The following is a 22,980-nucleotide window of genomic DNA, read 5'->3' as shown; positions in this document are numbered from 1 at the left end:
ATAGTCTGAAGTGTCCACATGAGTGTTTTTTTAAATTTATGTGTATAATTGCAGTAATAAAGCTTAACTTATTTACATAAAACATAATTTAAAGGGACATTTTCATTTAGGGAAAAAAAGGAAACAACAAAGGGAAAATCGAATATACTATATACAAAAGATTTTTAGTCAAAAGTTTTTGAGTCCTATACATTAGGTGATGCCCAGTGAATATTGAAGATCAAAGAAAAGTTATCATTGTCGAAGGTACTACTGATAAGAGAAAAATACAGACGATTATAAAGGAGCCTGTAGATATTATCTGTACGAATGGTACAGTTGGTACTTCAAAGCTAGATGAGCTTGCTGAAATGTTAGATTTAAGAGAAATTTATGTGTTAGTCGATGCAGATGAGGCTGGTGAGAAGCTTAGAAGATTGTTAAAAAGAGAATTTCCACAGGCTGAACATCTGTACATTGATCGAAGTTATCGAGAAGTAGCAACAGCTCCAAGTCAACATTTAGCAAGTGTATTATTAGGAGCGGATATTTCAGTATTTACGGATTATTTACGAACAAATTAAAGAGGAATAATGATCATGCAGCAATGGACAAAGACAGATTTAATGCAAAGAATACAGTCAAAAGAGACTACCGTGATTTATATATATACCGCAATGTGTGGTACATGCCAAGTAGCATCAAAAATGCTAGAAATTGTTAACGAGATTCTACCGAATTTACCAATGAGTAAGGTAAATATTAATGAAATTGTGGAGGAAGCTCAAAGCTGGAAGATTGAAAGTGTACCTTGTTTACTTATTTTTGAAAATGGGGAAATGAAACAAAAAATCTACGCTTTCCAATCTGTTCCATATTTACATGAACTGTTAAAAAAATATAATTTATATATTAAACGATGAGCGCATTCAAAATGATGCGCTCTTTTTTAATTGCCTTAAACTATTTCCTGTTTTTAGACATATTTCTCGGGAAATGAGTTGAATTGTGTAGAAATAATATTAAATAATAGATTTTTATCAAGTAAATGTCGAGCGAAATATAAAGAACACACCTCTAATCTATGAGAAAATAGATTAAAGAATCCAAAAAGAGGTGTTTAAGATGGAAATTAAGGAGTGGGTTGGACAAGCTAAAAACTTATTTATAAAAAAAGAATATTTACAAATTATTTTACCAATTGAAGAAAAAATAGTAGAGTTTAACGGAATAAATGAAAAACTATTTGTTAGATTTAGCAAAAAAGCACCTTTTATTGAGGTAATCGATCGCTCAATACCTCAACTTAGAGTTAACTTTACAAAAGATGGATGGGAATCGCTATATTCAGGTTCGCAAAGATTAAGTCTATTGTTAAAGCTAAAGGATGCTTCATTTGATGGGAATTACCGCTTATTACTACTGATTGAAACAATTTTTCAATATACAAGTGTAGAAAGTGATAAAAAACTTTTGGAAAATTGTTGACAACTTGTGTCTAAGTTTGTAGAATTGGACTTACGTTAAAGAAATACGTTAAACAACTTAATATATCGTAAGATTAACTCTTATCGAGAGAGGTGGAGGGACTGTGCCCTATGAAACCCAGCAACCGTCAATGATCGTCATTGAAATGGTGCTAATTCCTGCAAAGCAAATTGCTTTGAGAGATGAGAGAAAGGAATACTTTTTGTATGTAAAACCTTTCTGCTCATGTGAGTTGAAAGGTTTTTTTGTATTATACGACTAAAAAAGTACGTTCTTACAAAAAATTGAAGAATGAGTTGTTAGAATGTTTTGAAAGGAGAACTAGTATGATTCAAATAAATAATGTAAGTAAAATATACAAGGGTAAAAAAGGCACAGTTACCGCGGTACAAAATGTATCGTTAACGATTAGTGCAGGTGAGATTTTTGGCATGATCGGATATAGCGGCGCAGGGAAAAGTACGCTATTACGTATGCTAAACGGACTTGAATCACCAACATCAGGTGAGGTTATTATTAATGGTCAATCTATTTCGAAATGTTCATCTAGTCAATTAAGAAAAGCAAGACAGAAAATAGGAATGATTTTCCAACATTTTAATTTATTATGGTCAAGAACTGTATTAGAAAATATACTTTTCCCACTTGAAATTGCTAAAGTACCTAAACAGGAAAGCATTACTCGTGCGAAGGAATTAGTCAAACTAGTGGGACTTGAAGGAAGAGAAAATGCTTATCCTTCTGAACTAAGTGGTGGACAAAAGCAACGTGTTGGAATTGCAAGAGCATTAGCTAATAATCCAGATGTTCTTTTATGTGATGAAGCAACTTCTGCATTAGATCCAGAAACTACTGATTCAATCTTAGCTTTGCTTACAAATATTAATAAGCAGTTAGGTATTACGATTATTCTAATCACACATGAAATGCATGTTATCCAGAAAATTTGTCAACGAGTTGCCGTAATGGAAAATGGACAAGTTGTAGAAGAAGGCCATGTTGTAGATGTATTTACACGTCCTAAACAATCAATTACGAAGAAATTTGTAAAGCAAATTAAAGGCACAGATGAAGAATTGGACAATGAAGTAATTTCTAAAAGTGTTGGGAATGATAATACTTACAAGCTAACTTTTAAAAATGGACAAGCAGACCAACCGCATATTTCTGAAGTAGTAAAACACTTTGAAATTGAAGTTAATATTTTGCAAGGGAAAATTGTTCAAACCGCTGAAGGATCTTATGGGACTATGAAAATTCAACTTGTTGGTGATAGAAATAACATCAAAGAGGCAATTTCTTATTTAGAATCAAAACAAGTTGAAGTGGAGGTAGCATAAGATGGCACAACTTTTTCAAAATGTCGATTGGGAAGCGATGCGAATAGCCACTCAAGAAACATTATTTATGACAGTTATAGGTGCGGTGGCAACGTTTATTTTTGGAATAATAATCGGTTTATTCTTATTTTTAACTAGTAAAGACCAACTTCTTGAAAATAAATTTTTTAATACAATCCTAGCAGCGTTTGTAAATATTTTTCGTTCAATACCGTTTATCATATTAATCATTTTACTAATTCCATTTACAATCTTTATTCTTGGTTCAATGCTTGGTGCAAAAGCAGCATTACCTGCACTTATTATCGGTGCTGCACCATTCTACGCAAGAATGGTTGAAATAGGCTTACGTGAAATAGATAAAGGTGTAATTGAAGCTGCAAGAGCAATGGGAGCTAGTACTTTCACAATCATCGTAAAAGTGTTAATTCCAGAAGCGTTACCAGCAATTATTTCAGGTTTAACTGTTACTACTATTGCAATTGTTGGTTATACAGCAATGGCAGGTGTAGTAGGTGGTGGTGGACTTGGTAACTTAGCATTTATGGAAGGGTACCAACGTTCAAATAACGAAGTGACATTTGTTGCGACAGTTATTATTTTATTAATCGTGTTTATTCTTCAATTTATTGGTGATTTAATTACAACAAAAATAGATAAAAGAGCTTAATGATATTAGGGAGGAAACGACAATGAAATTCAAAAGAATCGCAGGCGTTTTAGGAGCAGGTGTATTAGCATTATCTTTAGCAGCATGTGGTGCTAATAGTAAAGATAAAGAATTAGTAGTAGGTGCATCAAATGTACCTCACGCAGTTATTTTAGAACAAGCTAAACCAATTCTTAAAAAAGAAGGAATTAACTTGAAAATTGTTAAATTCCAAGATTATGTTTTACCAAATAAGGCATTAGCTTCAAAAGAATTAGATGCAAACTATTTCCAACACATTCCTTATTTAGAGTCTCAAATGAAAGAAAATGGTTATAAATTTGAAAACGCTGGTGGTATTCACATCGAGCCAATCGGTGTTTACTCTAAAAAATATAAGAGCTTAGATGATCTACCAGATGGAGCTAAAATTATCATGAGTAGCTCTGTAGCTGACCATGGTCGTATGTTAAGCTTATTACAACACGAAGGTTTAATTAAACTTAAAGCAGGTATTGATCCAACTACTGCTCAAATTAAAGACATCGCTGAGAATCCAAAACACTTAAAATTCGAAGCTAATGTTGACGCTGGTATGCTTCCAAAAGTTTATCAAAACAATGAAGGTGACGCAGTATTAATCAACACAAACTATGCAATTGATGCTGGACTAAATCCAATGAAAGATGCAATTGCTTTAGAAGGAAAAGATTCTCCATACGTAAACATTGTTGCTGTTCGTAAAGGTGATAAAAACAAAAAAGAAATCAAAGAACTTGTTAAAGTATTACACTCTAAAGAGATCCAAGATTTCATTATTAAAAAATATAAAGGTGCTGTAGTGCCTGTAAGCCAATAATGAATTAGAGGGGATGTCTCATTTTGAGACATCCTCTTTTTTTGAGGAGAGGCGATTCTTCGTATTGTAGCTGTTTTTGCTGTTTTGTTCATAAATGGAAGAGTTTCGTGCATAAATGAACGTTTTTTGTTCATAAAGTGTGGGGATTTGTTCATAAGATGATTTGGCCACTAAATCCCTGCTTTTATTATTTTGAAAAACACGAACACTATGTGAACTATATTGAAATAGCTGTGAACTCCGTTGATATAACACTAATTCTCGTTGATAAACCGAAGTTACTCGTTGATATAAATCAGTTACTCGTTGATATACTGCTTTTTCAAATGTTAAATCCTAAAAACTTGGGAGTATAATGAACTCCATTTAATAAAAGGCACAAAAAAACCCGCAAGGAATCCCAATTTCCTTGCGGGTTTAGTACTAATTTTTCACTAGAACATCATTAACAGGTGAGACTGGTGGTCGACCAGCCATGACCTCGATAATATTTTTAGCAGCGATCTCTGACATAGCATCGCGTGTTTCATATGTTGCATTACCGATATGGGGTGTTAAAACAACATTTGTTAGTGATTTTAGTTCTTCTGTGATTTTTGGTTCGAATTCGAATACATCTAATGCAGCACCGGCAATTACGCCGTCTTTTAAAGCAATTACTAATTCCTGCTCGTTCACTAATGGGCCTCTAGCTGCGTTTATAAAAAATGCAGTATCTTTCATTTTTGCGAACTCTTCTTTACCAAACAAATGGTGTAGCTCCTGTTTATAAGGGCAGTGAAGTGTTATATAGTCAGAAGTCTGTATTAATTCTTCTAATGATACATAAGTTGCATTTAATTCTTGTTCAAGCTCTTTACTTAATCTTCTTGGTTGATTATAAATAATATTCATATTAAATGCCTTAGCACGCTTAGCTACTGCTTGTCCGATATTTCCAAAACCAAAAATTCCAATCGTTTTTCCGGACACTTCTGTTCCTCTAAAAAATAATGGAGCCCATCCTTCGAAACCTTTTGTGCGGCAAAGTTCGTCTCCTTCGACTATTTTTCTAGAAATGGCTAAAAGAATTCCAAAAGTTAACTCTGCAGTTGCGTCTGTAGAAACCATTGGTGTGTTTGAAACATGGATTCCTTTACTAGATGCATAATCAACATCGATATTATTAAATCCTGCCCCGTAATTAGCGATAATTTTTACATTTTTAGCTGAATCAATTACTCTTTTTGTAATAGGAGTAGATAGCAAACTTAAAATTGCATCAACCTCACTAACTAACTCACACAATTGGTCCTCGGTAATTAATTGCTCGTTTTCAAAAACAGTGACATGATGATCTTTTAAAAGTTCCTCAGCCTTTTCTGGAATTTTACCTGCTACTAAAATATGTGCCAAAATAGAAACCTTCCTTCAATAATTTAATTTTATGGATGTTAACTTTTTTATTATAAATGAAGTTTTAAGTTTTTGTTTATTTAGTATTTGGCTGATTAGAGAATATATTTACTTTTTAGTTTGTTTAGTAAAAATCCACATTTATTATTTGGAGACAAAAAAAGCAGACAAAGTCTGCTTTTTATTAATATCTATTATGATTTAAACTTGCGGTAGGGGGCGTTTGGTTTACTGAATAAAACTTATTTAAAGATCGATCTACATATACCCAACCCTTCCAGCCTAAGTGAATTGTGTCTTTTAGGAAAAACTTATCGTAATCATGAGAAGAAAAATCAGCTACTTGGAAACCTGCATCTTCAATTTGTTTTTTTACCTTTTTGTAATAAACCTCTCTAACTTTTTTAGGGAATCCGGCGTAATCATACCAAGGTCCATTTACTGGAACGGAAATAAACAACGCTTTAGTATGCTCTTGCTTTAATACCGCTAATACCATTTGAAGGTCATCGTATTCTGGTGATACGCTATAGCTTTTATTTCGTTTAGAATTTTTAAATGTAACAAGGCGATTTTGGATATACTTTTTATAGTATTTATTATTAATCCCAAAATGGTTCGAACTGGATTGACTACGACCTATTTTATCGGCGGCTTTAGCAACTTTATTCCAGGGTAAATCTTCATACTTTGATTTTGTTAAGTGGAAATTTTTATCTGGATCCATAATAACAGTTTCAAAAAGATCTTTCTTTTCAAGTATTTTAAAATATGTGTAAGCTAGAGGCTTTTCAACAAATGCCTTGAACTTAATTTTTTTGTTAGTTGAAGTTAATGCTTTTAATTGTGTTACTAACAAAGAGTCTTTTTTTATGATAGATAGCGTTAAAAGCCTCTTTGCAGCCTGTTCCTTTATTGAACGATTAATTGTATTATTAAGAACGAATGAATAAGTTTGAAGCGCAGAATAATTTGGTGAAAAATGAGTATTATTAATTCCACGTCGAATAAACCATTGTGGAGACAAGACAAATACGATTTTTTTATTTTTTATTCCATCACCTAAAGAGGCTAAATCAAGAAAATGAACGAGACTTTGTGATCCTCCTCTACCAATTAAATATGGGGTGAATTCATTTTTTTCTCCCATAAAAAATCTAGAAGGATGGAAGGTGTCTCTTCTGGCAAGTTCAGAAGACCCAAAAATCGGTAAAAATTTCGGGTCGGTTAACATTTTATCTTGAAGTAAAGTGCCTTGAAATGTTTTAGGGTTTAAAGATGCTGCTGTGTTATTTAATCGCTCTTTTGTAATAAAAAGTTCATAAAAAGAATTTGGAAGATATAAGGCAAGTAAAAATATGAAAATAGCCGTTATCATACCAAAAAATTGGACCTTTTTCATCTTCTAGCCTCTAGAATTGAAATAATCTTATTTGGTGTTGCCCACTCCTCGCGATCAAAGTCAGAAATCGTTACGTTAATACCGATTTGTTCCTCAATTTCGACTAATAAGCTAACGGTTCCAAATGAATCTAATAATCCATCTTCGAAAATAAGTACATCTGGGTTTTCGATGACTTCATCCGTATTACATAAATCAGCTAAAATTTTTAAAACTTCTTCTCTTAAATTTTCCATTATATAGATGGCTCCTTTAGTTCACTAGATGTCCTGAAAATATTAAAAATCCAAAACAAATAAAGTGAAATGTAATAATGATCGCTAATACATGTGTTAGTTTATTATTTTTCCAAAGCTTTTTTTTCTTATTGAACTGTTCAAACCAATCAAAACTACACATCAATATTGCTTGATATAAGCCATAGAGTAGATAATTTATTTGAAGTCCATGCCATGCACCCATTACTAAAAATAGGGTGGTATATCCGATATATGAGATATTTCTTCTGTTTTTAATGATTTTTTTCTTTGTAAGTAAGAATACAATTCTCATATATATATAGTCTCGAAACCAAAAAGATAGGCTCATGTGCCAGCGATTCCAAAAATCTTTTATATTCCGGCTAATAAATGGCATATTAAAGTTTTCAGGGGTTTTAATACCTACTAAATAGCTGACACCGATCGCAAATGCACTATAGCCTGCAAAATCAAAAAATAAATACAAACTATATGCATACATATACGTCAGATTTGAAACGAATGTATGACCTAATGCAAACTGAGTTTCAAGGATGTGTGTGTTAATTAAATATCCAATTATATATTTATAGAGAAAACCAATGAATATTTTATGAACTCCAATTTGAAAATACTCACGATATTCACTAGCTGTTAGTACCTTTTGAGAATCCTGTTGAAATCTTCTAAATCGATCGATTGGACCAGAAGAAATAGTTGGGAAAAACAATAAAAACCTCAAGAAATCAGCAGTTTTAATTTCCTTTATACTTTGGTCACGAAGTTCGATAATTACTTGTGTTGTCTTAAACGTTAAATAGGATATCCCTAAAAAACCTAAGATTGTAGTACTTTCAAAGAGTGGTGATACCTTTACAATAATTAAAGGTAAAATCGATAAAAATACACTTGAGTAATAAACAAAGGAATGGTTCGCTTTCTTTCGATAAATACCATAACCTTTTATTAAAATGACTACCCAGAATATATAGCCAACTAAATAGAAGGTTTGTATTTTAGAAGAGGAAAAGATTATTAATAAAAACACAAAAGTAAGAAATGATGTGTAGTTAGTTAATCTTTTTCCTAAAAAGCCTATTATGACCGCTGGGATTAATAGAACAAATAAAATACCAAAAAACGTAAAAGTACCATATGGAATCATTGGTATACTTGCTCCAATAATTTTTTTCGATCTACTTTACCATTAGTAGTCATTGGCAAACTTGATTGATAGCTAAATTTCCTCGGTATCATATAAGTTGGCATAAATTTAGTTAATTCTTCTTTTAAAAAACGTGTTAAGTGATATTCCTTTTCGAAATCATGTTCTTTAACGACTACTAGGCAATGTAAATTTATACATTTACCATCCTTTATTTCTGGTAATACAACTGCAGAATGAACTAATGGTAATTTTCTAATGTTATTTTCAATATCTTCAATTTCAATACGATAACCGTGTAGCTTTATTTGGAAATCAATTCTACCTTTATAGAATAGTAGACCATTTTCAAAGTAACCCGAATCACCAGTTTTATAGGCGTTCATTCCATTGATCTGGTCATAAGCTGCTTCAGTTTTTAATTGATTATTAAGATAGCCTTTACTAACACTTGGACCTGCTATAATAATTTCTCCAGTTGACCCTTCAGGGAGTGGATTTCCCAATTCATCCATAATGTAAATAATCGTATCGTCTTTTGGAGCACCAATCGGTAACGGTGAATATTTGTTGATCACTTCTTCAGTAATTTTTACAAATGTTACTGCAACAGTTGCTTCCGTTGGACCATAAGTATTATAAATCTCCGCATTAGGAAATCGAGATAAAAGCTGTTTAGCGCTATTATTCGAAAGTACTTCACCACAAAAAAGAAAAGTCTTTAATTTAGGTAGGAAGGCTTCGTTAAAATCTGGATTCATCATGCACATCTCTATAAAGGACGGTGTAGATGTCCAAACTTCGAGATTTCTTTCCATTAAATAATCGAATAATAATTTTGGTCGTTCAATCAATGATTTTTCAACAGCAATAAGTGTTCCACCTGATAATAACGAAGGATATAAATCCATCACTGATAAATCAAAAGAGAAAGGTGCTTGATTCAAAAAGCGTTGTCCTTTTTGTAAATTAAAATCTTTTAAAATCCATCCGGAAAAGCTGCGCAAGTTTTTTTCAGTAATTTGAACTCCTTTTGGATCGCCAGTACTTCCGGAAGTATAAATAATGTAAAATGTTTCATCGTCTTTAACGTAGAAATCAGCTAAAGAATCAATTAGATTTGTAGAACGAATAATACTTTGTAGTTCGCCAAGATTTATGACTTTAATTGCTTCAAATTCTAATGAAAATTCCTTTGGAGTAATTAATAAAGTTGCCCCAGAGTTAGTTATCATTTTTTTGAGCCTTTCAAAAGGAATCGACTCATCAACCGGGATATAAGCACAACCTGCTTTAACACATCCTAAGAAAGTTGAAATCATCTCTAATTGCATATGACCATACACAATAATAGGCTTATTCGCAAAATTATTTTTAACAATCCAACTAGCAATGGCATCTGATTGTTGTTTTAAAGTTTTATAAGTTAATGAATAATCACTATTTTGAAAAGCAATCGTGTCTGGGGTATTGAAAGCCCATAAATCTATTTGTTCAATAATTGATTTCATCTTTTCACGTCCTAAAAATCGTTATATATATAGGTGCCAGTAAAAGCATCTTTAAATCCATACAAGTACAGTAGTGCAAGTAAAATTGATAAATAAAATGCAGTATAAAACAAAAATCTTAAGGTTTTTGAACGAAAAATATGGATTTTGTCCATTTGTTTTCACCTTTCCTAATTTTTAGCTAGACGTATTATAACACCGTAGAAAAAATAAAAAATTAACCAAACACCCTTTTAATTAAGTGTTAGATAATAAATTATTAAAATTAAGGTAAATTTTTTCTAATGAAAATATAAAGATTAATGGACGAGTTCGTTATTACAATTAAGTAAAGGTGATTTTTGTTGAAGAAGGATAGTGGTTCCTAAAAATCTCTACTCTACAGGGATGGTGGATTGATGAAAAAGTTTTATCTATTAGTGATAACTTGTTTTTTTATTGTAATGTTTCCTCTTTGTAGTTTTATCTGGCATAAAAGCCCTACTAAGGCAAAGGTTTCGAGTCACTTTAAAGAGGTTAAAACGGAATTTTCTACTAACAAAAATAAGAATACGAGAGCAATGGATACCTATTTACGGCAGATTCATTTTAACGGAGTGGTACTTGTTAGAAAAAATGAAGAAAATATTCTTAAAAAGGGATATGGATATCGAAATGTCACTAGTCAGTTACCGAATACACCAAATACTTATTATCCAGTTGCTTCGATTTCTAAATTTTTTGTTGCCACATCGTTAATGCAATTAAAAGAAAAAGGTTTGATCTCTTTTAACGATCCAATTTCAAAATACATACCGAATTTTCCGAATGGATCAAAATTAACTTTATTTCATTTAATTTCACATACTTCTGGAATTAAACTGCAAAAAGAGTTATTTAATACGATTTCATCAACCAATCTAATTAAGGAAATAGTTAAATCAAATAGTCAGTATAAACCGTTAAACAAATGGGACTATAATGACGCAAATTATATGTTACTTGCTTACGTTATTGAGAAAGTAACTGGAAAATCATATGGAGAAAATGTTAAAACAAATATTTTTGATAAAGCGAATATTACTGAAATTGGACAAGGGAATGATTTTTACAAAAATGAGAATCATGCAATAGGATATAAATTAATTCAAACTAACAGCGAACCGAAGCAATTACGACTTCCGAATTTTAGCTACCTACTAGGCTGTGGTGATATTTTTTCAACAGTTACAGGAATACAAAAAATGGACGAGGCACTCTTATCGCATAAACTAATATCCAGTAAAAGTTTTGTTCAATTTACTAAGCCATATCAACATCATTATGCTTTCGGAATTTATATTAAAGGGGGATATGTATATAATCATGGAGTATTTCGTGGAATTGATTGTATAAATGTCTTCGATCCAATCTCAAAAACAATTGTAATCGTCTTTTCTAATAGTCAAAAAATGAAACCAAATACACTTAATGTAGCAATGAAATTGTTTAAATTAGTGTAATAGAATTTGATGATTACTAGAATACTCTTATACAGATAGCAAATTATTTCATAAATCCTTTAAAAGATACTCATACTATTTTTTGATAAAGAAAGTAGGAGGAGTCTAGTGAAAAAACTTGTTTATTATTTCTTATTATTGCTAATGATTGGGAGTATTAATTTGAGCTTTACTTTGTCTAGTAATGCCGAAACAAAAACACCAATCAAGGAAAATGCATTAACCCGACATATTAAAATCAGTGAACAAAAACTAAATGATGCACCTATTAAATATCCACAAATCAGTGGAGCACCTAATTCAACAGCTCAACAAACGATAAATAATCTTTTAAAACAAGGGGCAGATACAGCCAATAATAATCGTTTAAAACTATTGGAAGATGAGAAAGAAGCAAAGGCAAAATGGGATTCTAGCCAAGGTCCATGGAGACCTTATGAATATGTTTTTACTTATAAAGTACTTTATAATAATCTTGATAAATTAAGTATCATTTATAAAGAATATTCATACACAGGTGGAGCGCATGGAATGACTACAGGAACTACATATAATTTTGATGTTAAAACCGGTGAAATAGTTCCACTATCAAAATTAATTAACGAAAATACAAAATCAGTACAAGAATATGCTTATCAACAATTGCAAAAGAAATATAAAGGATATGTTTTAATAAAATCTCCTAATGAGATTGACTTAAGTGATAAAAATCGACTATGGGCATTTGACCATGCAGGAATCAAGTTGATTTTTAAAGAATACGAAGTAGCTGCATACGCTGCTGGTATGCCTGAAGTCTTTATACCTGTTCAGGTTTATCAATAAACTTCACCACGAAAAAAGAGCCTTCATTTTTAGACGAAGGTTCTTTGTGTTTTGTGGTGAAATATACATTGTTCAATATTGGAAAAGGGAATCTCGCCCCATGGAAAGCGAGAATTTGAACAACATACAGCTTTTATTACATTGAAACTATATTGCTGATCGATTGACAAGTTCATTTTTCAACAGCGAAAAAAGAACCTTCATTTAAAAGAAGGTTCTTTCCCTTAATTATTTACTAATTTGATTTATGAAATTAGGCTTTTTCGTGAATAATGGTATAGTCTGCATTAAATCATAGTTTTGTTTTAACAATAAAAAGAATAAATTGAACAACTATATAAATAATGAATAATCTAAATTAAGTATGTACGACAGAGTGTGTAAAATCTAATCTTCAATCTGTTCTTTTAATAATAGTGCGTAAAGATCTTCAACTCGTTCGGCCATGAATCTTTGTGAGTCTTCGATTCCTTTGTTGTAAAACATTGGTCCAAGTTTTTGTGATATAAAGTCTAATAGCAGCATAGAACTTAACTCACTAAGTTCTTCGTCTCTTTCGTTTAAGAAATATGTTTGTAGTTGGTTTATCGCAAATTTCTGTTGATCAGGTGAGAGCTTTGTTGATTTAGACATAAAATTCTCCTTTTTATAGATGTAATATTAGATTTTTATTTCCTATATATATAGTATCTTTATTTATTCTTTTTTTGTGAAAAAAAGTTACACGGAATAAAACTTTTTTGGTAAAATAGTGCACAGCTTGAAAATACTTTTTAATTGCTTTAAGATTAGAATGAGAATAAAATGAGAATGAACTTAAAATAGCCATTTTCTATTTTATAGAATTTTATTTGTATTATTATGGAGGGTGTAAAATGGGAGCTTCTACATTAAAAATAAAAGACCTTCAAGTAGCTATTGAAGGAAAGCAAATTCTTAAAGGTGTAAACCTTGAAGTAAAAGGTGGAGAAATTCACGCAATCATGGGACCAAATGGTACTGGTAAATCAACTTTATCATCTGCTATTATGGGTCATCCTAAATATGAGGTAATTGGTGGTAGCATCGAGCTTGATGGCAACGATGTATTAGAAATGGAAGTTGATGAGCGCGCTCAAGCTGGTCTTTTCCTTGCTATGCAATACCCAAGTGAAATTAGCGGTGTAACAAATGCAGATTTCTTACGTTCTGCAGTGAACGCACGTCGCGAAGAAGGCGATGAAATTTCTTTAATGAAATTTATCCGTACTTTAGATAAAAACATGGAATTCTTAGAAATGGATCCAGAAATGGCTCAACGTTATTTAAATGAAGGTTTCTCAGGTGGAGAGAAAAAACGTAATGAGATTCTTCAAATGATGATGATTCAACCTAAGATTGCAATTCTTGATGAAATCGACTCTGGTTTAGATATCGATGCGTTAAAAGTTGTTTCTAAAGGTGTTAACGAAATGCGTGGAGAAGAGTTTGGTTGCCTAATCATCACTCACTACCAACGCTTATTAAACTACATTACTCCTGACTTCGTTCACGTAATGATGCAAGGTCGCATTGTAAAATCAGGTGGTCCTGAATTAGCTGCTCGTTTAGAAGCTGAAGGATATGACTGGATTAAACAAGAGTTAGGTATCGAAGACGAGACTGTTGGGCAAGAAGCTTAATCGGATAGGAGGGATTCGCATGACAACTGGTACTACAATTCCATTTAGTCAAGAAACAGTAAAGCAGCTTTCTGCACTGTTAAACGAACCTGCATATTTCACAGAGTTCCGTTTAAATGCACTTGCAAAAGCTGAATCACTTTCTCTTCCAAAGCCAGATAAAACAAATATCTCTAAATGGGATTTCTTTGGAAAAGAATTTAATGTTACAACTGGCAATGTTCCTACGAAGGAACAATTACCGGAATCAGTAACAGCTTTAATGAATGAAGACGCTGATCAATCAGTTTACGTACAATATAATGGGTCTGCAGTATATCACTCTCTTTCTTCAGAAGCGAAAGAAAAAGGTGTAGTATTCGTAGATTTACACACTGCAATTAAAGATCATGAAGATCTTGTGAAAAAATATTTTATGACAGAGGCTGTTAAAGTCGATGAAAATAAATTAGTTGCTCTACATGCAGCATTAGTTAACGGTGGAGCTTTCTTATACATTCCTAAAAATGTAGTATTAGAAAAACCAGTCCAATCTATTTTCGTAGTAGACGGTGAAACTGTTCCTGCATATAACCACGTTCTTGTTGTTGCTGAAGCTAACAGTGAAGTTACTTATGTTGAAAACTATGTTTCTACATCTGCAGATTTAGATGCGGCTGTTGTAAATGTTGTAACAGAAGTAATTACTTTAGATAATGCAAAAGTTCGTTATGGTGCTGTTGATACTTTAGCTAAAGGCGTTACTGCATATGTTGTTCGTCGTGGACACGCAGGTCGTGATAGCAAAATTGAGTGGGCACTTGGACTTATGAACGATGGAAACTCAATTTTTGAAAATGTTACAAACCTAATTGGAGACGGATCTTTCGGTGACTTGAAAATGGTAACTGTAGGTCGTGGAGAGCAAACTCAGAACTTTACGACAAGCATTATCCACTTTGGTAAAGGATCTGAAGGTTGGATCTTAAAACATGGTGTATCAAAAGATGCTGCTACTTCAATCTTTAATGGTATTGGTAAAATTGAACATGGTGCTTCTAAGTCTAATGCACAACAAACTTCTCGTGTATTAATGCTTAGTGAAAAAGCTCGTGGTGATGCAAACCCAATTCTATTAATTGATGAAAATGATGTAATGGCAGGTCATGCTGCTTCAGTTGGTAAAGTAGATCCAACTCAACTTTACTACTTAATGAGTCGCGGTATTCCGAAGAAAGAAGCAGAGCGCTTAGTTATTCACGGATTCTTAGCACCTGTAGTTTCGGAATTACCAATTGAAGAAGTTAAAAAAATGCTTGTTGATGTAATTGAGAGGAAAGTTAAGTAATGGATGTTAAAGCAATCCGTGAAGCCTTTCCGATATTAAATCAAGAAGTAAATGGACATCCTTTAGTATATCTGGATAGTGCTGCAACTTCACAAAAACCAGTTCAAGTAATCGAAGCTGTTGCTAACTATTATAAAGAAATTAATTCAAACGTTCATAGAGGTGTACATACTCTAGGAACGAAAGCTACTGATGCATACGAGGGAGCTCGTGATAAAGTTCGTAAATTTATAAATGCATCATCGATTGAAGAGATTATTTTTACTAGAGGTACTACTACTGCAATCAATACAGTTGCTGCTAGTTACGGAAGAACGAACCTTGAAGCTGGAGATGAAATCGTGATTTCTTATATGGAACATCACAGTAACATTATTCCTTGGCAACAGGTTGCTAAAGCTACTGGAGCAATATTAAAATATATTCCATTAGAAGAAGATGGAACAATCAGCGTTGAGCAAGCAAGAGCTACAATTAACTCTAATACAAAAATAGTTGCGATTATGTACGTTTCAAATGTACTTGGTTCAATTAACCCTGTTAAAGAGATTGCAGCAATTGCTCATGAGCATGGAGCAATCATGCTAGTTGATGGTGCTCAAAGTACGCCACATATGAAGGTAGACGTTCAAGACTTAGATTGCGATTTTTACGCTTTTTCAGGTCATAAAATGTGTGCACCTACAGGTATTGGGGTACTTTATGGTAAAAAACAACTTCTTGAAAATATGGAGCCAATTGAATTTGGTGGGGAAATGATTGATTTCGTTGACTTACAAGATTCTACTTGGAAAGAACTACCTTGGAAGTTTGAAGGTGGAACACCAATCATTGCTGGTGCGGTTGGTTTAGGAGCTGCAATTGATTTCTTAACTGAAATCGGTATGGATAATATCGAAAAGCATGAACATGAGATTGCGAATTACGCACTTGAGCAGTTATCTACTGTGAAGGGTGTAACAATTTATGGTCCAAAGCATCGTGCAGGTTTAGTAACGTTTAATGTGGAAGATGTTCATCCACATGATGTTGCAACTGTATTAGATGTAGAAGGAATTGCTGTTCGTGCAGGACATCATTGTGCTCAACCATTAATGAGATGGTTAAAGGTATCAGCTACTGCTCGTGCAAGTTTTTACCTGTATAATACAAAAGAAGACGTAGATGCTTTTGTAAAAGGACTAGTAAAAACGAAGGAGTACTTTAGCGATGTCTATTAATCGAAATATTGATCTTGATGCATTATATCGTCGTGTGATTATGGACCATTATAAAAACCCTCGTAATAAAGGGGTAGGGGCTATATCAGAAAACGATTTAACAGTAAACATGAATAACCCGACTTGTGGTGATCGAATTGAGCTTCGCTTAAAAGTTGATGATGGAATTGTATCGGACGCTCGTTTCGACGGTGAAGGTTGTTCAATTTCAATGGCATCAGCTTCAATGATGACTCACGCAATTAAAGGTAAAAAAATAGAGGAAGCTTTAAAACTTGCTCAAATATTTTCAGATATGATGCTTGGAAAAGAATATGATGAATCGATTGATTTAGATGATATTGAAGCATTACAAGGTGTTTCAAAGTTTCCAGCTCGAATTAAATGTGCAACACTTGCATGGAAAGCGATGGAGAAGGGCTTAAAATCAGAGGAATAATCCTCTGAGCTTAATCCTACTCTTCTATTAGAAGGGAGTATGAATAATGTCTACTAATTTGCCAGATATTAGTGATTATAAATATGGTTTTCATGACCGTGACGTATCGATCTTCCGTTCAGAGCGTGGTTTAACGAGAGAAATTGTTGAAGAAATCTCACGTATGAAAAATGAGCCACAATGGATGTTAGATTTCCGTTTAAAATCTTTACAATTATTCTATGATATGCCAATGCCTCAATGGGGTGGAGATTTAGCTGATTTACGCTTTGATGAAATTACTTATTATGTAAAGCCATCAGAGAAAACAGAAAAATCTTGGGATGAAGTACCTGAAGAAATCAAAAACACTTTTGATAAATTAGGTATTCCTGAAGCAGAACAAAAGTATTTAGCAGGTGTATCTGCACAGTATGAGTCTGAGGTAGTTTACCACAGCATGAAACAAGATTTAACTGATCTTGGAATCTTATTTACTGATACAGATACTGCATTACGTGAGCATGAAGAAATTTTCAAAGAGCACTTTGGAAAAGTAATTCCACCAACAGATAACAAATTTGCTGCATTAAACTCAGCTGTTTGGTCTGGTGGATCATTCATCTACGTACCAAAAGGTATTAAAGTTGATACGCCATTACAAGCATATTTCCGAATTAATTCAGAAAATATGGGTCAATTTGAGCGTACATTAATTATCGCTGACGAAGGTGCACACGTACATTACGTTGAAGGATGTACTGCTCCTGTTTATACAACAAACTCTCTTCACTCTGCAGTAGTAGAAATCATCATTAAGAAAGATGCTTACTGCCGTTATACAACAATTCAAAACTGGGCGAATAACGTATTCAACCTAGTTACGAAACGTGCTGTTTGTGAAGCGAACGCAACAATGGAATGGATCGATGGAAACATTGGTTCAAAATTAACAATGAAATACCCAGCAGTAATCCTTAAAGGTGAAGGTGCTCGTGGTCTTACACTTTCTATTGCAATCGCTGGTAAAGGACAACACCAAGATGCTGGTGCTAAAATGATTCACTTAGCTCCAAATACTTCATCTACTATTGTTTCGAAATCTATTTCTAAACATGGTGGTAAAGTAACGTACCGTGGTATTGTACACTTCGGACGTAAAGCAGCTGGATCTCGCTCGAATATCGAGTGTGATACGTTAATTATGGATAATGCATCAACTTCTGATACAATTCCATATAACGAAATCTTAAACGACAACATTTCTCTTGAGCACGAAGCGAAAGTTTCAAAAGTGTCTGAAGAGCAATTATTCTACTTAATGAGCCGTGGTATTTCTGAGCAAGAAGCTACAGAAATGATCGTAATGGGCTTCATTGAGCCATTTACAAAAGAACTACCAATGGAATACGCAGTTGAAATGAACCGTCTGATTAAATTCGAGATGGAAGGTAGTATCGGGTAAGTAAAACCCTTGCTATTATTGGAGATTTTTAAACGGTATCATAGTTTGATACCAATATGATACCGTTTAGTCTTCAAAAACACTCATAGCTTCGTGTTTTCGTTCAACATACAGGTGCCCGTATGTGTTGGCAGTTTGTTTAATATCATCATGTCGCATTAGTTCTTTTACTAAATAAATATCAATTCCTTTATTTATTAAATACGATGCGTAACTGTGTCTTAAATCGTGGATCCTTAAGTTAGGAAAAACTTTCTTAAAGTGTTTGTGATAATGAGCATAGTGATATGGTAACATTCCACCAAAAACATAGAAGCTCTCATTGAATCCGTAGAATTTTTCTTCGGATTCTTTTTTTATTTGTTTTAACATCTCCGCAATAAACGATGGGAAAGGAACAAATCCTTCACTACCTTTTGTTTTTGGAGCAGTAGGGAGTCGGGTTTTATGATCAAGAGTTTTAGATACATACAATTGATTATTCTTTAGTTCGACATCTTTCCAAGTTAATGCTAAAGCTTCTCCAACACGCAATCCTGTGTAAAATAATAATCTTGTAAATTCAGCATAATGATGCATGTTGAAATCGACAACTGTTTGTTCGAATTCGCCTCTTTTGATAAAATTTATATTCGGTTTTACTCGTTCGATTGACCCGACTTTTAATGTAGGATCTATCTTTAAATTAAAAAATTTAACTGCATGGTTTATTAGGATTTTAAAATTACTATAAACAGTCCTGGCGCTATTAAGTGAATCAAAATGTTTTTCTAGATAAGATTTAAACTCTATGACTTGTTGTGTATTTATATCTTTTACTTTAATATGGCCAAATCTAGGTTGGATATGGAAACGGTACTCGTTAGTCCGACGACGTACCGTTTTATCTTTATAAGATTTGAAAGTGATATTATGATTAAACACTTCGTCAATTGTTACTTCATCTGAAAATGTATTTTGAATTGAAATAATAAATGCTGCTTCAGCTGTTATAGCATCTTTTCTCTTTTTAAAACCACGCTGCATCTTCTGTTTATTTCGTCCGTAAAGATCCTTATATCTTGTTTTAAAATACCAGGTCTTACGTTCTTTATCTTCGTATACAGGCATGATTTTCTCCTTTTTTTAGAATGTATGTTCTATTTTTGCTTTAAAAATAAAAACCATCTACTGGTTAAAGTGAATATGGACCGTTAATTTTTTCTGCTTCAAATGGATTCCATGAATCATAATTATTGTTATTAGCAGATTCTTCTTCCATTTTCTTTCCAATCATTGTTTGGTGTCCACAATATTCACAATAAAGTGCGTCACCTACATTTTTTTGTCCACATCCAAAGTTATTATTAATATTTAAACATTCGTTATATAAATACGTAGCACACTTTTTACAATATGAGGCATTTTCTGAAAAATCCTCATTTCCGCATGTGCACTTGATAAATCGCATATTTTTATCAATTTCAGGAAATTCTATCATTTCTTCGTATGTCACCTCTTCGGTAATATCATTAACATCATTACAATCATTTAATGCAATTTCCGGAAAAAGAAATTTACTTTCTTCAAGAGTAATAATCTTTGTGTTTATCAATCTATTCCGTAATGCAAATCTTGAAACACCAAAAACTTTTTTTAATCCATTAACTTTTTGCCTTGAAAGGGGAGGAGTAGCATATGTTTTAATCCACTCATAAGGCATTAGTAATTCTGCAGCAAATGCATTTGCTTCTTTTTCTAAAAGATAATGTTGTTTCTCTGTAAGTTGGTCTATATTGTGATCAATCAAGTGATTTAAAAGAATATGTCCTAATTCATGTGCGTAAGTAAAATTGTTTCTAGGACGATAATTATTATTCGGATTGATTAATACTAGATGTTTCTTTTTCTGTGGCACCCAAATAGCGGCTCCTTCTGCAACAACATCTGTGTACTTCACCCTAAAATTCTTATCAAGTAATTCTTTCACATTTACTGGTGGTGAGGTGATCGCGTTTGCCGCCAAAAACATTTTAACTTTATTGTTAACAAATGGGTATCTAACTTTTTGAAATCGTACAGTCATTAATCCTCATCTTCCTCGTCAATAAATGCTTGAATTACCTTTAATACTTTATTTTTATTTTTTTCAGATAGTTTTTCATTAGCTCTCTGTAAAACTTGTACTCCTTGTGGCCATTCCTTATAAATATTATTTTCTACTTTATCAGGAACCTGAGCATCCTTCGAAACTCCGAGTAAATAATCAATAGTGACTTCATATAAATCAGCTAATAATTTCAGTGTTTCAAAATCTGGATTTCTGTCACCAGATTCGTATCTGGAAAGTTGAACATTTGAAATCATTATTATTTCGGCTGCTCTTTTTTGGGACATTTTTTTCTTTTCTCTTAGATTCCTCAGTGTTCTTCCTAAATTACTCAATGGTTCCCCTCCCTTTTCTTTATCTATATTTCATAAGTATTTTACCATCTCGGTAAAAACATAATGTATTTTTTACCTAAAAGGTAAAAAAAGTGTTGACGTTACCAAAATGGTAATTTATTATAAAGACAAGGGGTTACCAAAATGGTAATTTAATAGGAGGTGAGTCATATGAAAATTGATCATAAAAAGATTCGTGATTTAAGAAGAGGGAAAAAAATCACTCTCCTAGAAATGTCTGAGAGACTTGGGTTCAAAAGCGCAAACGGATACTACTACTTAGAATCTGATAGATGTTCTATTAAAGCGGAAATACTTGCTGAAATCGCGAAGATACTTGGTGTTAAATTAGAAGAGCTTTTTTTTGAACAGAATTTTACCGAAATGGTAACTGAATCAACATAGGAGGTTTACCAAAAGTGAAAATGTACTACAACTCCCATGATGTTAAAGAAATTCTCGGTTTTGGGAGTTTACGAACAGCTCAAATTCGCATTAAAGCGATGAATGATGAATTAAAGGGAATGGGTTACTGGGTAGAAAGAGGAAAGGTACCAATTGGGTTCTTTCACCAAAAATACCCTTTTATCCAAAATCCTATAGAGGAAAGGAGGATTTAGATGACTACTTTATTAGTAATGTATTTCATGGTTGGTTTTGCCTTAGCTGGATTTTTAGCTTTTATGTTAATAGCTCCTAAGAGTGTAAAGGCGTTATTTAATAAATATTTATGGGGTGGGGTAGATGAGGAAATTAATTAAAGTGGATTCCAGTGATTTTAAAAATTATCTAAATCGCACTGAAGCAACATTTCAAGCAGAAAGAGAAATTACTCAAGACAAATTAAAACAGGGAATAGACGGTCTAGAGTGGTTAGTTATGCAAATTCTAGTAGATGACCTAAAAAAAGAATCATTAGACCAGTGGTTAAAATTAGCACCTAAGATTTCAAAAGGAACAAAAGACACAAATATTTTGATGATGAATGCTATTCGATTAGATCACGATTCATTTTATGAATTGCATGAACTTAATTGGTGGATCGTTTTTGATGAAACAATGACTTATTTATCTTTATTAAAAGAAAGAAATTACTACGATTATTTAGATTTTATAAATGAAGTGTATTCGAAAAATGGGAGAGATGAGAAATGACCAACTTAACAATTTTAGATTTTCAAAATCAACGAGTTTTAACTACTGAACAATTAGCAATGGTATATGAAACTGATGAAGTAAGAATTCGCCAAGGTTTTAGTAGAAATGAAGATAAATTTGTATCAGGTACTCACTATTATAAATTAACAGGTGCTGAATTGAAGGAATTTAAAGCTAAGTATCTTAAAGATACTAACCTAAAATTTGCAAGTGAGTTGATGCTTTGGACAGAACGAGGAGCTAATCGTCATTGCAAAATTTTAGATACTGATAAAGCTTGGGAACAATTCGATAACTTAGAAGAAACGTACTTTAATGTAAAGCAAAATGCAATTGATACTTCGCAACTAAGTCCAGAATTACAAATGTTTAGTCAAATTTTTAATTCACTTGCTAAAAATGATTTAGAACAAAAACGTCTTAGCCAAGCAGTAGAAGAAACAAAACAACAGGTACATAACATCAGTGAGATCGTTGCTTTAAATACAATCGACTGGAGAAAGGAAACGACTGAGATTATTAACAAAATTGCTCGTAAAACTGGTGGACATAAACAATACCAAGAAATAAGAAATGAAAGTTACAAATTATTAGATGAACGTGCAAAGTCGGATATAAAACAACGTCTAACGAACAAGCAAAGAAAAATGGCATTAGAAGGTGTAGCTAAATCTAAAATTGATAAAGTTTCTAGGCTAGATGTGATTGAGGAAGATAAAAGATTACTAGAAATATATTTAGCTGTTGTTAAAGAAATAGCAATTAAATATCAGGTCCAAATAAATTCAGCATCATAATTTTTTTACCCAATTTGCGAAAAAATACGAAATAAATTTGGAATATTTAAAATTAAACAAATAAAAAAAGCTGACCAGAAGGGTCAACTCTTAATGAATCATAGACATCTTCATTATATGCGTTGACTCCTGGAATATGCAATAGGAGAGAGAAAAGTGAAAATTTCATTCGATTTT

General features: G+C 32.6%; 28 protein-coding genes and 1 riboswitch. Of the genes, 18 read left to right on the top strand and 10 right to left on the bottom strand.

Annotated elements, in window-relative coordinates:
- Window positions 1-212 precede the first annotated feature (212 nt).
- The 6 genes from CN692_RS07845 (at window position 213) to metQ (ending at window position 4,315) form a co-directional block, all read left to right on the top strand.
- Window positions 213-563 (top strand): toprim domain-containing protein, encoded by a 351-nt coding sequence (locus CN692_RS07845; protein ID WP_091023583.1) that lies wholly within the window; start codon window positions 213-215, stop codon window positions 561-563.
- A gap of 15 nt (window positions 564-578) precedes the next feature.
- Window positions 579-902: a thioredoxin family protein gene (locus CN692_RS07840; protein WP_098118611.1), complete on the top strand. Its 324-nt coding sequence runs from the start codon at window positions 579-581 to the stop codon at window positions 900-902.
- Between the two features lie 202 nt (window positions 903-1,104).
- Window positions 1,105-1,467 carry a hypothetical protein gene (locus CN692_RS07835; RefSeq protein ID WP_098118610.1) on the top strand — a complete coding sequence of 121 codons (363 nt, stop codon included), beginning with the start codon at window positions 1,105-1,107 and terminating at the stop codon, window positions 1,465-1,467.
- Between the two features lie 77 nt (window positions 1,468-1,544).
- Window positions 1,545-1,656, top strand: a riboswitch (SAM riboswitch).
- A gap of 137 nt (window positions 1,657-1,793) precedes the next feature.
- Window positions 1,794-2,807 (top strand): methionine ABC transporter ATP-binding protein, encoded by a 1,014-nt coding sequence (locus tag CN692_RS07830; protein WP_098118609.1) that lies wholly within the window; start codon window positions 1,794-1,796, stop codon window positions 2,805-2,807.
- A gap of 1 nt (window position 2,808) precedes the next feature.
- Window positions 2,809-3,477 (top strand): methionine ABC transporter permease, encoded by a 669-nt coding sequence (locus tag CN692_RS07825; RefSeq protein ID WP_098118608.1) that lies wholly within the window; start codon window positions 2,809-2,811, stop codon window positions 3,475-3,477.
- A 22-nt stretch (window positions 3,478-3,499) separates the two neighbouring features.
- Entirely contained in the window at window positions 3,500-4,315 is an 816-nt protein-coding gene (metQ, locus tag CN692_RS07820; protein ID WP_098118607.1) for a methionine ABC transporter substrate-binding lipoprotein MetQ, read from the top strand.
- A gap of 423 nt (window positions 4,316-4,738) precedes the next feature.
- Here the strand turns inward: metQ and CN692_RS07810 are convergent, their stop codons facing one another.
- The 6 genes from CN692_RS07810 to dltX all read right to left on the bottom strand — a co-directional run bounded on the left by CN692_RS07810 (window position 4,739) and on the right by dltX (window position 10,182).
- A complete protein-coding gene (locus CN692_RS07810) occupies window positions 4,739-5,710 on the bottom strand; it encodes a 2-hydroxyacid dehydrogenase family protein (RefSeq protein ID WP_098118605.1) in 972 nt (323 codons plus the stop codon).
- Between the two features lie 184 nt (window positions 5,711-5,894).
- The gene (dltD, locus tag CN692_RS07805) at window positions 5,895-7,112 is read right to left on the bottom strand and encodes a D-alanyl-lipoteichoic acid biosynthesis protein DltD (RefSeq protein WP_098118604.1); all 1,218 of its coding nucleotides are present in this window, start codon (window positions 7,110-7,112) and stop codon (window positions 5,895-5,897) included.
- On the bottom strand, window positions 7,109-7,348 hold the full coding sequence (dltC, locus tag CN692_RS07800; RefSeq protein WP_098118603.1) for a D-alanine--poly(phosphoribitol) ligase subunit 2: 240 nt from the start codon (window positions 7,346-7,348) through the stop codon (window positions 7,109-7,111). Before dltC ends, dltD begins: the two co-directional genes overlap by 4 nt.
- Before the next feature lie 16 nt (window positions 7,349-7,364).
- Window positions 7,365-8,516, bottom strand: a complete 1,152-nt coding sequence (dltB, locus tag CN692_RS07795) for a D-alanyl-lipoteichoic acid biosynthesis protein DltB (protein ID WP_098118602.1) — start codon at window positions 8,514-8,516, stop codon at window positions 7,365-7,367.
- Window positions 8,513-10,027 carry a D-alanine--poly(phosphoribitol) ligase subunit DltA gene (dltA, locus tag CN692_RS07790; protein ID WP_098118601.1) on the bottom strand — a complete coding sequence of 505 codons (1,515 nt, stop codon included), beginning with the start codon at window positions 10,025-10,027 and terminating at the stop codon, window positions 8,513-8,515. Before dltA ends, dltB begins: the two co-directional genes overlap by 4 nt.
- Before the next feature lie 11 nt (window positions 10,028-10,038).
- The gene (gene dltX, locus CN692_RS07785; RefSeq protein ID WP_098118600.1) at window positions 10,039-10,182 is read right to left on the bottom strand and encodes a teichoic acid D-Ala incorporation-associated protein DltX; all 144 of its coding nucleotides are present in this window, start codon (window positions 10,180-10,182) and stop codon (window positions 10,039-10,041) included.
- Window positions 10,183-10,425: 243 nt separating this feature from the next.
- Between dltX and CN692_RS07780 the strand changes: the two genes are divergently transcribed.
- Together CN692_RS07780 and CN692_RS07775 are read left to right on the top strand one after the other, a co-directional pair.
- Window positions 10,426-11,508 (top strand): serine hydrolase domain-containing protein, encoded by a 1,083-nt coding sequence (locus CN692_RS07780; RefSeq protein WP_098118599.1) that lies wholly within the window; start codon window positions 10,426-10,428, stop codon window positions 11,506-11,508.
- A 108-nt stretch (window positions 11,509-11,616) separates the two neighbouring features.
- Complete coding sequence (locus tag CN692_RS07775; protein ID WP_098118598.1) at window positions 11,617-12,333, top strand: DUF3298 and DUF4163 domain-containing protein; 717 nt, start codon at window positions 11,617-11,619, stop codon at window positions 12,331-12,333.
- 387 nt (window positions 12,334-12,720) lie between these two features.
- On the opposite strand, the gene CN692_RS07770 is transcribed toward CN692_RS07775, so the two are convergent.
- Window positions 12,721-12,966, bottom strand: a complete 246-nt coding sequence (locus tag CN692_RS07770) for a DUF2164 family protein (RefSeq protein WP_098118597.1) — start codon at window positions 12,964-12,966, stop codon at window positions 12,721-12,723.
- 242 nt (window positions 12,967-13,208) lie between these two features.
- Here CN692_RS07770 and sufC point away from each other — a divergent pair, with 242 nt between their 5' ends.
- Genes sufC through sufB form a run of 5 tightly spaced genes read left to right on the top strand, consistent with a single transcriptional unit; the run spans window position 13,209 to window position 18,424 of the window.
- Window positions 13,209-13,994, top strand: a complete 786-nt coding sequence (gene sufC / locus CN692_RS07765; RefSeq protein ID WP_091023520.1) for a Fe-S cluster assembly ATPase SufC — start codon at window positions 13,209-13,211, stop codon at window positions 13,992-13,994.
- A gap of 19 nt (window positions 13,995-14,013) precedes the next feature.
- Window positions 14,014-15,321, top strand: coding sequence for a Fe-S cluster assembly protein SufD (gene sufD, locus CN692_RS07760; protein ID WP_098118596.1), 1,308 nt, complete (start codon window positions 14,014-14,016; stop codon window positions 15,319-15,321).
- A complete protein-coding gene (locus CN692_RS07755) occupies window positions 15,321-16,541 on the top strand; it encodes a cysteine desulfurase (protein ID WP_098118595.1) in 1,221 nt (406 codons plus the stop codon). Before sufD ends, CN692_RS07755 begins: the two co-directional genes overlap by 1 nt.
- A complete protein-coding gene (sufU, locus tag CN692_RS07750) occupies window positions 16,531-16,980 on the top strand; it encodes a Fe-S cluster assembly sulfur transfer protein SufU (RefSeq protein WP_098118594.1) in 450 nt (149 codons plus the stop codon). The genes CN692_RS07755 and sufU overlap by 11 nt, the downstream gene beginning before the upstream one ends.
- 46 nt (window positions 16,981-17,026) lie before the next feature.
- Window positions 17,027-18,424, top strand: coding sequence for a Fe-S cluster assembly protein SufB (gene sufB / locus CN692_RS07745; RefSeq protein ID WP_098118593.1), 1,398 nt, complete (start codon window positions 17,027-17,029; stop codon window positions 18,422-18,424).
- A gap of 66 nt (window positions 18,425-18,490) precedes the next feature.
- Here sufB and CN692_RS07740 read toward each other — a convergent pair whose 3' ends face one another.
- From CN692_RS07740 to CN692_RS07730, 3 genes are all read right to left on the bottom strand, one after another.
- Complete coding sequence (locus CN692_RS07740; protein WP_098118592.1) at window positions 18,491-19,534, bottom strand: tyrosine-type recombinase/integrase; 1,044 nt, start codon at window positions 19,532-19,534, stop codon at window positions 18,491-18,493.
- A 64-nt stretch (window positions 19,535-19,598) separates the two neighbouring features.
- A complete protein-coding gene (locus CN692_RS07735; protein WP_098118591.1) occupies window positions 19,599-20,489 on the bottom strand; it encodes an ImmA/IrrE family metallo-endopeptidase in 891 nt (296 codons plus the stop codon).
- Window positions 20,489-20,848, bottom strand: a complete 360-nt coding sequence (locus CN692_RS07730) for a helix-turn-helix domain-containing protein (protein ID WP_257143990.1) — start codon at window positions 20,846-20,848, stop codon at window positions 20,489-20,491. Before CN692_RS07730 ends, CN692_RS07735 begins: the two co-directional genes overlap by 1 nt.
- Before the next feature lie 171 nt (window positions 20,849-21,019).
- On the opposite strand from CN692_RS07730, the gene CN692_RS07725 reads away from it, so the two are divergent.
- From CN692_RS07725 to CN692_RS07710, 5 genes are read left to right on the top strand one after another with little or no spacing between them, the layout of a single operon-like run.
- Entirely contained in the window at window positions 21,020-21,253 is a 234-nt protein-coding gene (locus CN692_RS07725) for a helix-turn-helix domain-containing protein (RefSeq protein ID WP_098118590.1), read from the top strand.
- A gap of 20 nt (window positions 21,254-21,273) precedes the next feature.
- Window positions 21,274-21,468: a hypothetical protein gene (locus CN692_RS07720; RefSeq protein ID WP_098119096.1), complete on the top strand. Its 195-nt coding sequence runs from the start codon at window positions 21,274-21,276 to the stop codon at window positions 21,466-21,468.
- The gene (locus tag CN692_RS26085; RefSeq protein ID WP_179874394.1) at window positions 21,469-21,609 is read left to right on the top strand and encodes a hypothetical protein; all 141 of its coding nucleotides are present in this window, start codon (window positions 21,469-21,471) and stop codon (window positions 21,607-21,609) included.
- Window positions 21,593-22,003, top strand: coding sequence for a hypothetical protein (locus CN692_RS07715; RefSeq protein WP_098118589.1), 411 nt, complete (start codon window positions 21,593-21,595; stop codon window positions 22,001-22,003). Before CN692_RS26085 ends, CN692_RS07715 begins: the two co-directional genes overlap by 17 nt.
- Window positions 22,000-22,803 carry an ORF6N domain-containing protein gene (locus CN692_RS07710; protein ID WP_098118588.1) on the top strand — a complete coding sequence of 268 codons (804 nt, stop codon included), beginning with the start codon at window positions 22,000-22,002 and terminating at the stop codon, window positions 22,801-22,803. Before CN692_RS07715 ends, CN692_RS07710 begins: the two co-directional genes overlap by 4 nt.
- Window positions 22,804-22,980: the final 177 nt, after the last annotated feature.

Origin of the sequence: Bacillus sp. AFS002410 (assembly GCF_002556365.1) — a bacterium.
Taxonomy (GTDB): Bacteria; Bacillota; Bacilli; order Bacillales; family Bacillaceae_G; genus Gottfriedia.
Note: the sequence above shows the minus strand (reverse complement) of the source record. Positions and strands in the feature narration are given on the sequence as shown.

What these genes read in the sequence shown, in the direction of transcription:
- sufD (WP_098118596.1), top strand. Translation starts at nt 14,014, where the DNA reads ATGACAACTGGTACTACAATTCCATTTAGTCAAGAAACAGTAAAGCAG.
- CN692_RS07830 (WP_098118609.1), top strand. Translation starts at nt 1,794, where the DNA reads ATGATTCAAATAAATAATGTAAGTAAAATATACAAGGGTAAAAAAGGC.
- dltD (WP_098118604.1), bottom strand. Translation starts at nt 7,112, where the DNA reads ATGAAAAAGGTCCAATTTTTTGGTATGATAACGGCTATTTTCATATTT.
- dltC (WP_098118603.1), bottom strand. Translation starts at nt 7,348, where the DNA reads ATGGAAAATTTAAGAGAAGAAGTTTTAAAAATTTTAGCTGATTTATGT.
- CN692_RS07735 (WP_098118591.1), bottom strand. Translation starts at nt 20,489, where the DNA reads ATGACTGTACGATTTCAAAAAGTTAGATACCCATTTGTTAACAATAAA.
- sufC (WP_091023520.1), top strand. Translation starts at nt 13,209, where the DNA reads ATGGGAGCTTCTACATTAAAAATAAAAGACCTTCAAGTAGCTATTGAA.
- CN692_RS07725 (WP_098118590.1), top strand. Translation starts at nt 21,020, where the DNA reads ATGAAAATTGATCATAAAAAGATTCGTGATTTAAGAAGAGGGAAAAAA.
- dltB (WP_098118602.1), bottom strand. Translation starts at nt 8,516, where the DNA reads ATGATTCCATATGGTACTTTTACGTTTTTTGGTATTTTATTTGTTCTA.
- CN692_RS07710 (WP_098118588.1), top strand. Translation starts at nt 22,000, where the DNA reads ATGACCAACTTAACAATTTTAGATTTTCAAAATCAACGAGTTTTAACT.
- sufU (WP_098118594.1), top strand. Translation starts at nt 16,531, where the DNA reads ATGTCTATTAATCGAAATATTGATCTTGATGCATTATATCGTCGTGTG.
- dltX (WP_098118600.1), bottom strand. Translation starts at nt 10,182, where the DNA reads ATGGACAAAATCCATATTTTTCGTTCAAAAACCTTAAGATTTTTGTTT.
- CN692_RS07780 (WP_098118599.1), top strand. Translation starts at nt 10,426, where the DNA reads ATGAAAAAGTTTTATCTATTAGTGATAACTTGTTTTTTTATTGTAATG.
- CN692_RS07740 (WP_098118592.1), bottom strand. Translation starts at nt 19,534, where the DNA reads ATGCCTGTATACGAAGATAAAGAACGTAAGACCTGGTATTTTAAAACA.
- CN692_RS07835 (WP_098118610.1), top strand. Translation starts at nt 1,105, where the DNA reads ATGGAAATTAAGGAGTGGGTTGGACAAGCTAAAAACTTATTTATAAAA.
- metQ (WP_098118607.1), top strand. Translation starts at nt 3,500, where the DNA reads ATGAAATTCAAAAGAATCGCAGGCGTTTTAGGAGCAGGTGTATTAGCA.
- CN692_RS07770 (WP_098118597.1), bottom strand. Translation starts at nt 12,966, where the DNA reads ATGTCTAAATCAACAAAGCTCTCACCTGATCAACAGAAATTTGCGATA.
- CN692_RS26085 (WP_179874394.1), top strand. Translation starts at nt 21,469, where the DNA reads ATGACTACTTTATTAGTAATGTATTTCATGGTTGGTTTTGCCTTAGCT.
- CN692_RS07720 (WP_098119096.1), top strand. Translation starts at nt 21,274, where the DNA reads ATGTACTACAACTCCCATGATGTTAAAGAAATTCTCGGTTTTGGGAGT.
- dltA (WP_098118601.1), bottom strand. Translation starts at nt 10,027, where the DNA reads ATGAAATCAATTATTGAACAAATAGATTTATGGGCTTTCAATACCCCA.
- CN692_RS07715 (WP_098118589.1), top strand. Translation starts at nt 21,593, where the DNA reads ATGAGGAAATTAATTAAAGTGGATTCCAGTGATTTTAAAAATTATCTA.
- CN692_RS07825 (WP_098118608.1), top strand. Translation starts at nt 2,809, where the DNA reads ATGGCACAACTTTTTCAAAATGTCGATTGGGAAGCGATGCGAATAGCC.
- sufB (WP_098118593.1), top strand. Translation starts at nt 17,027, where the DNA reads ATGTCTACTAATTTGCCAGATATTAGTGATTATAAATATGGTTTTCAT.
- CN692_RS07755 (WP_098118595.1), top strand. Translation starts at nt 15,321, where the DNA reads ATGGATGTTAAAGCAATCCGTGAAGCCTTTCCGATATTAAATCAAGAA.
- CN692_RS07840 (WP_098118611.1), top strand. Translation starts at nt 579, where the DNA reads ATGCAGCAATGGACAAAGACAGATTTAATGCAAAGAATACAGTCAAAA.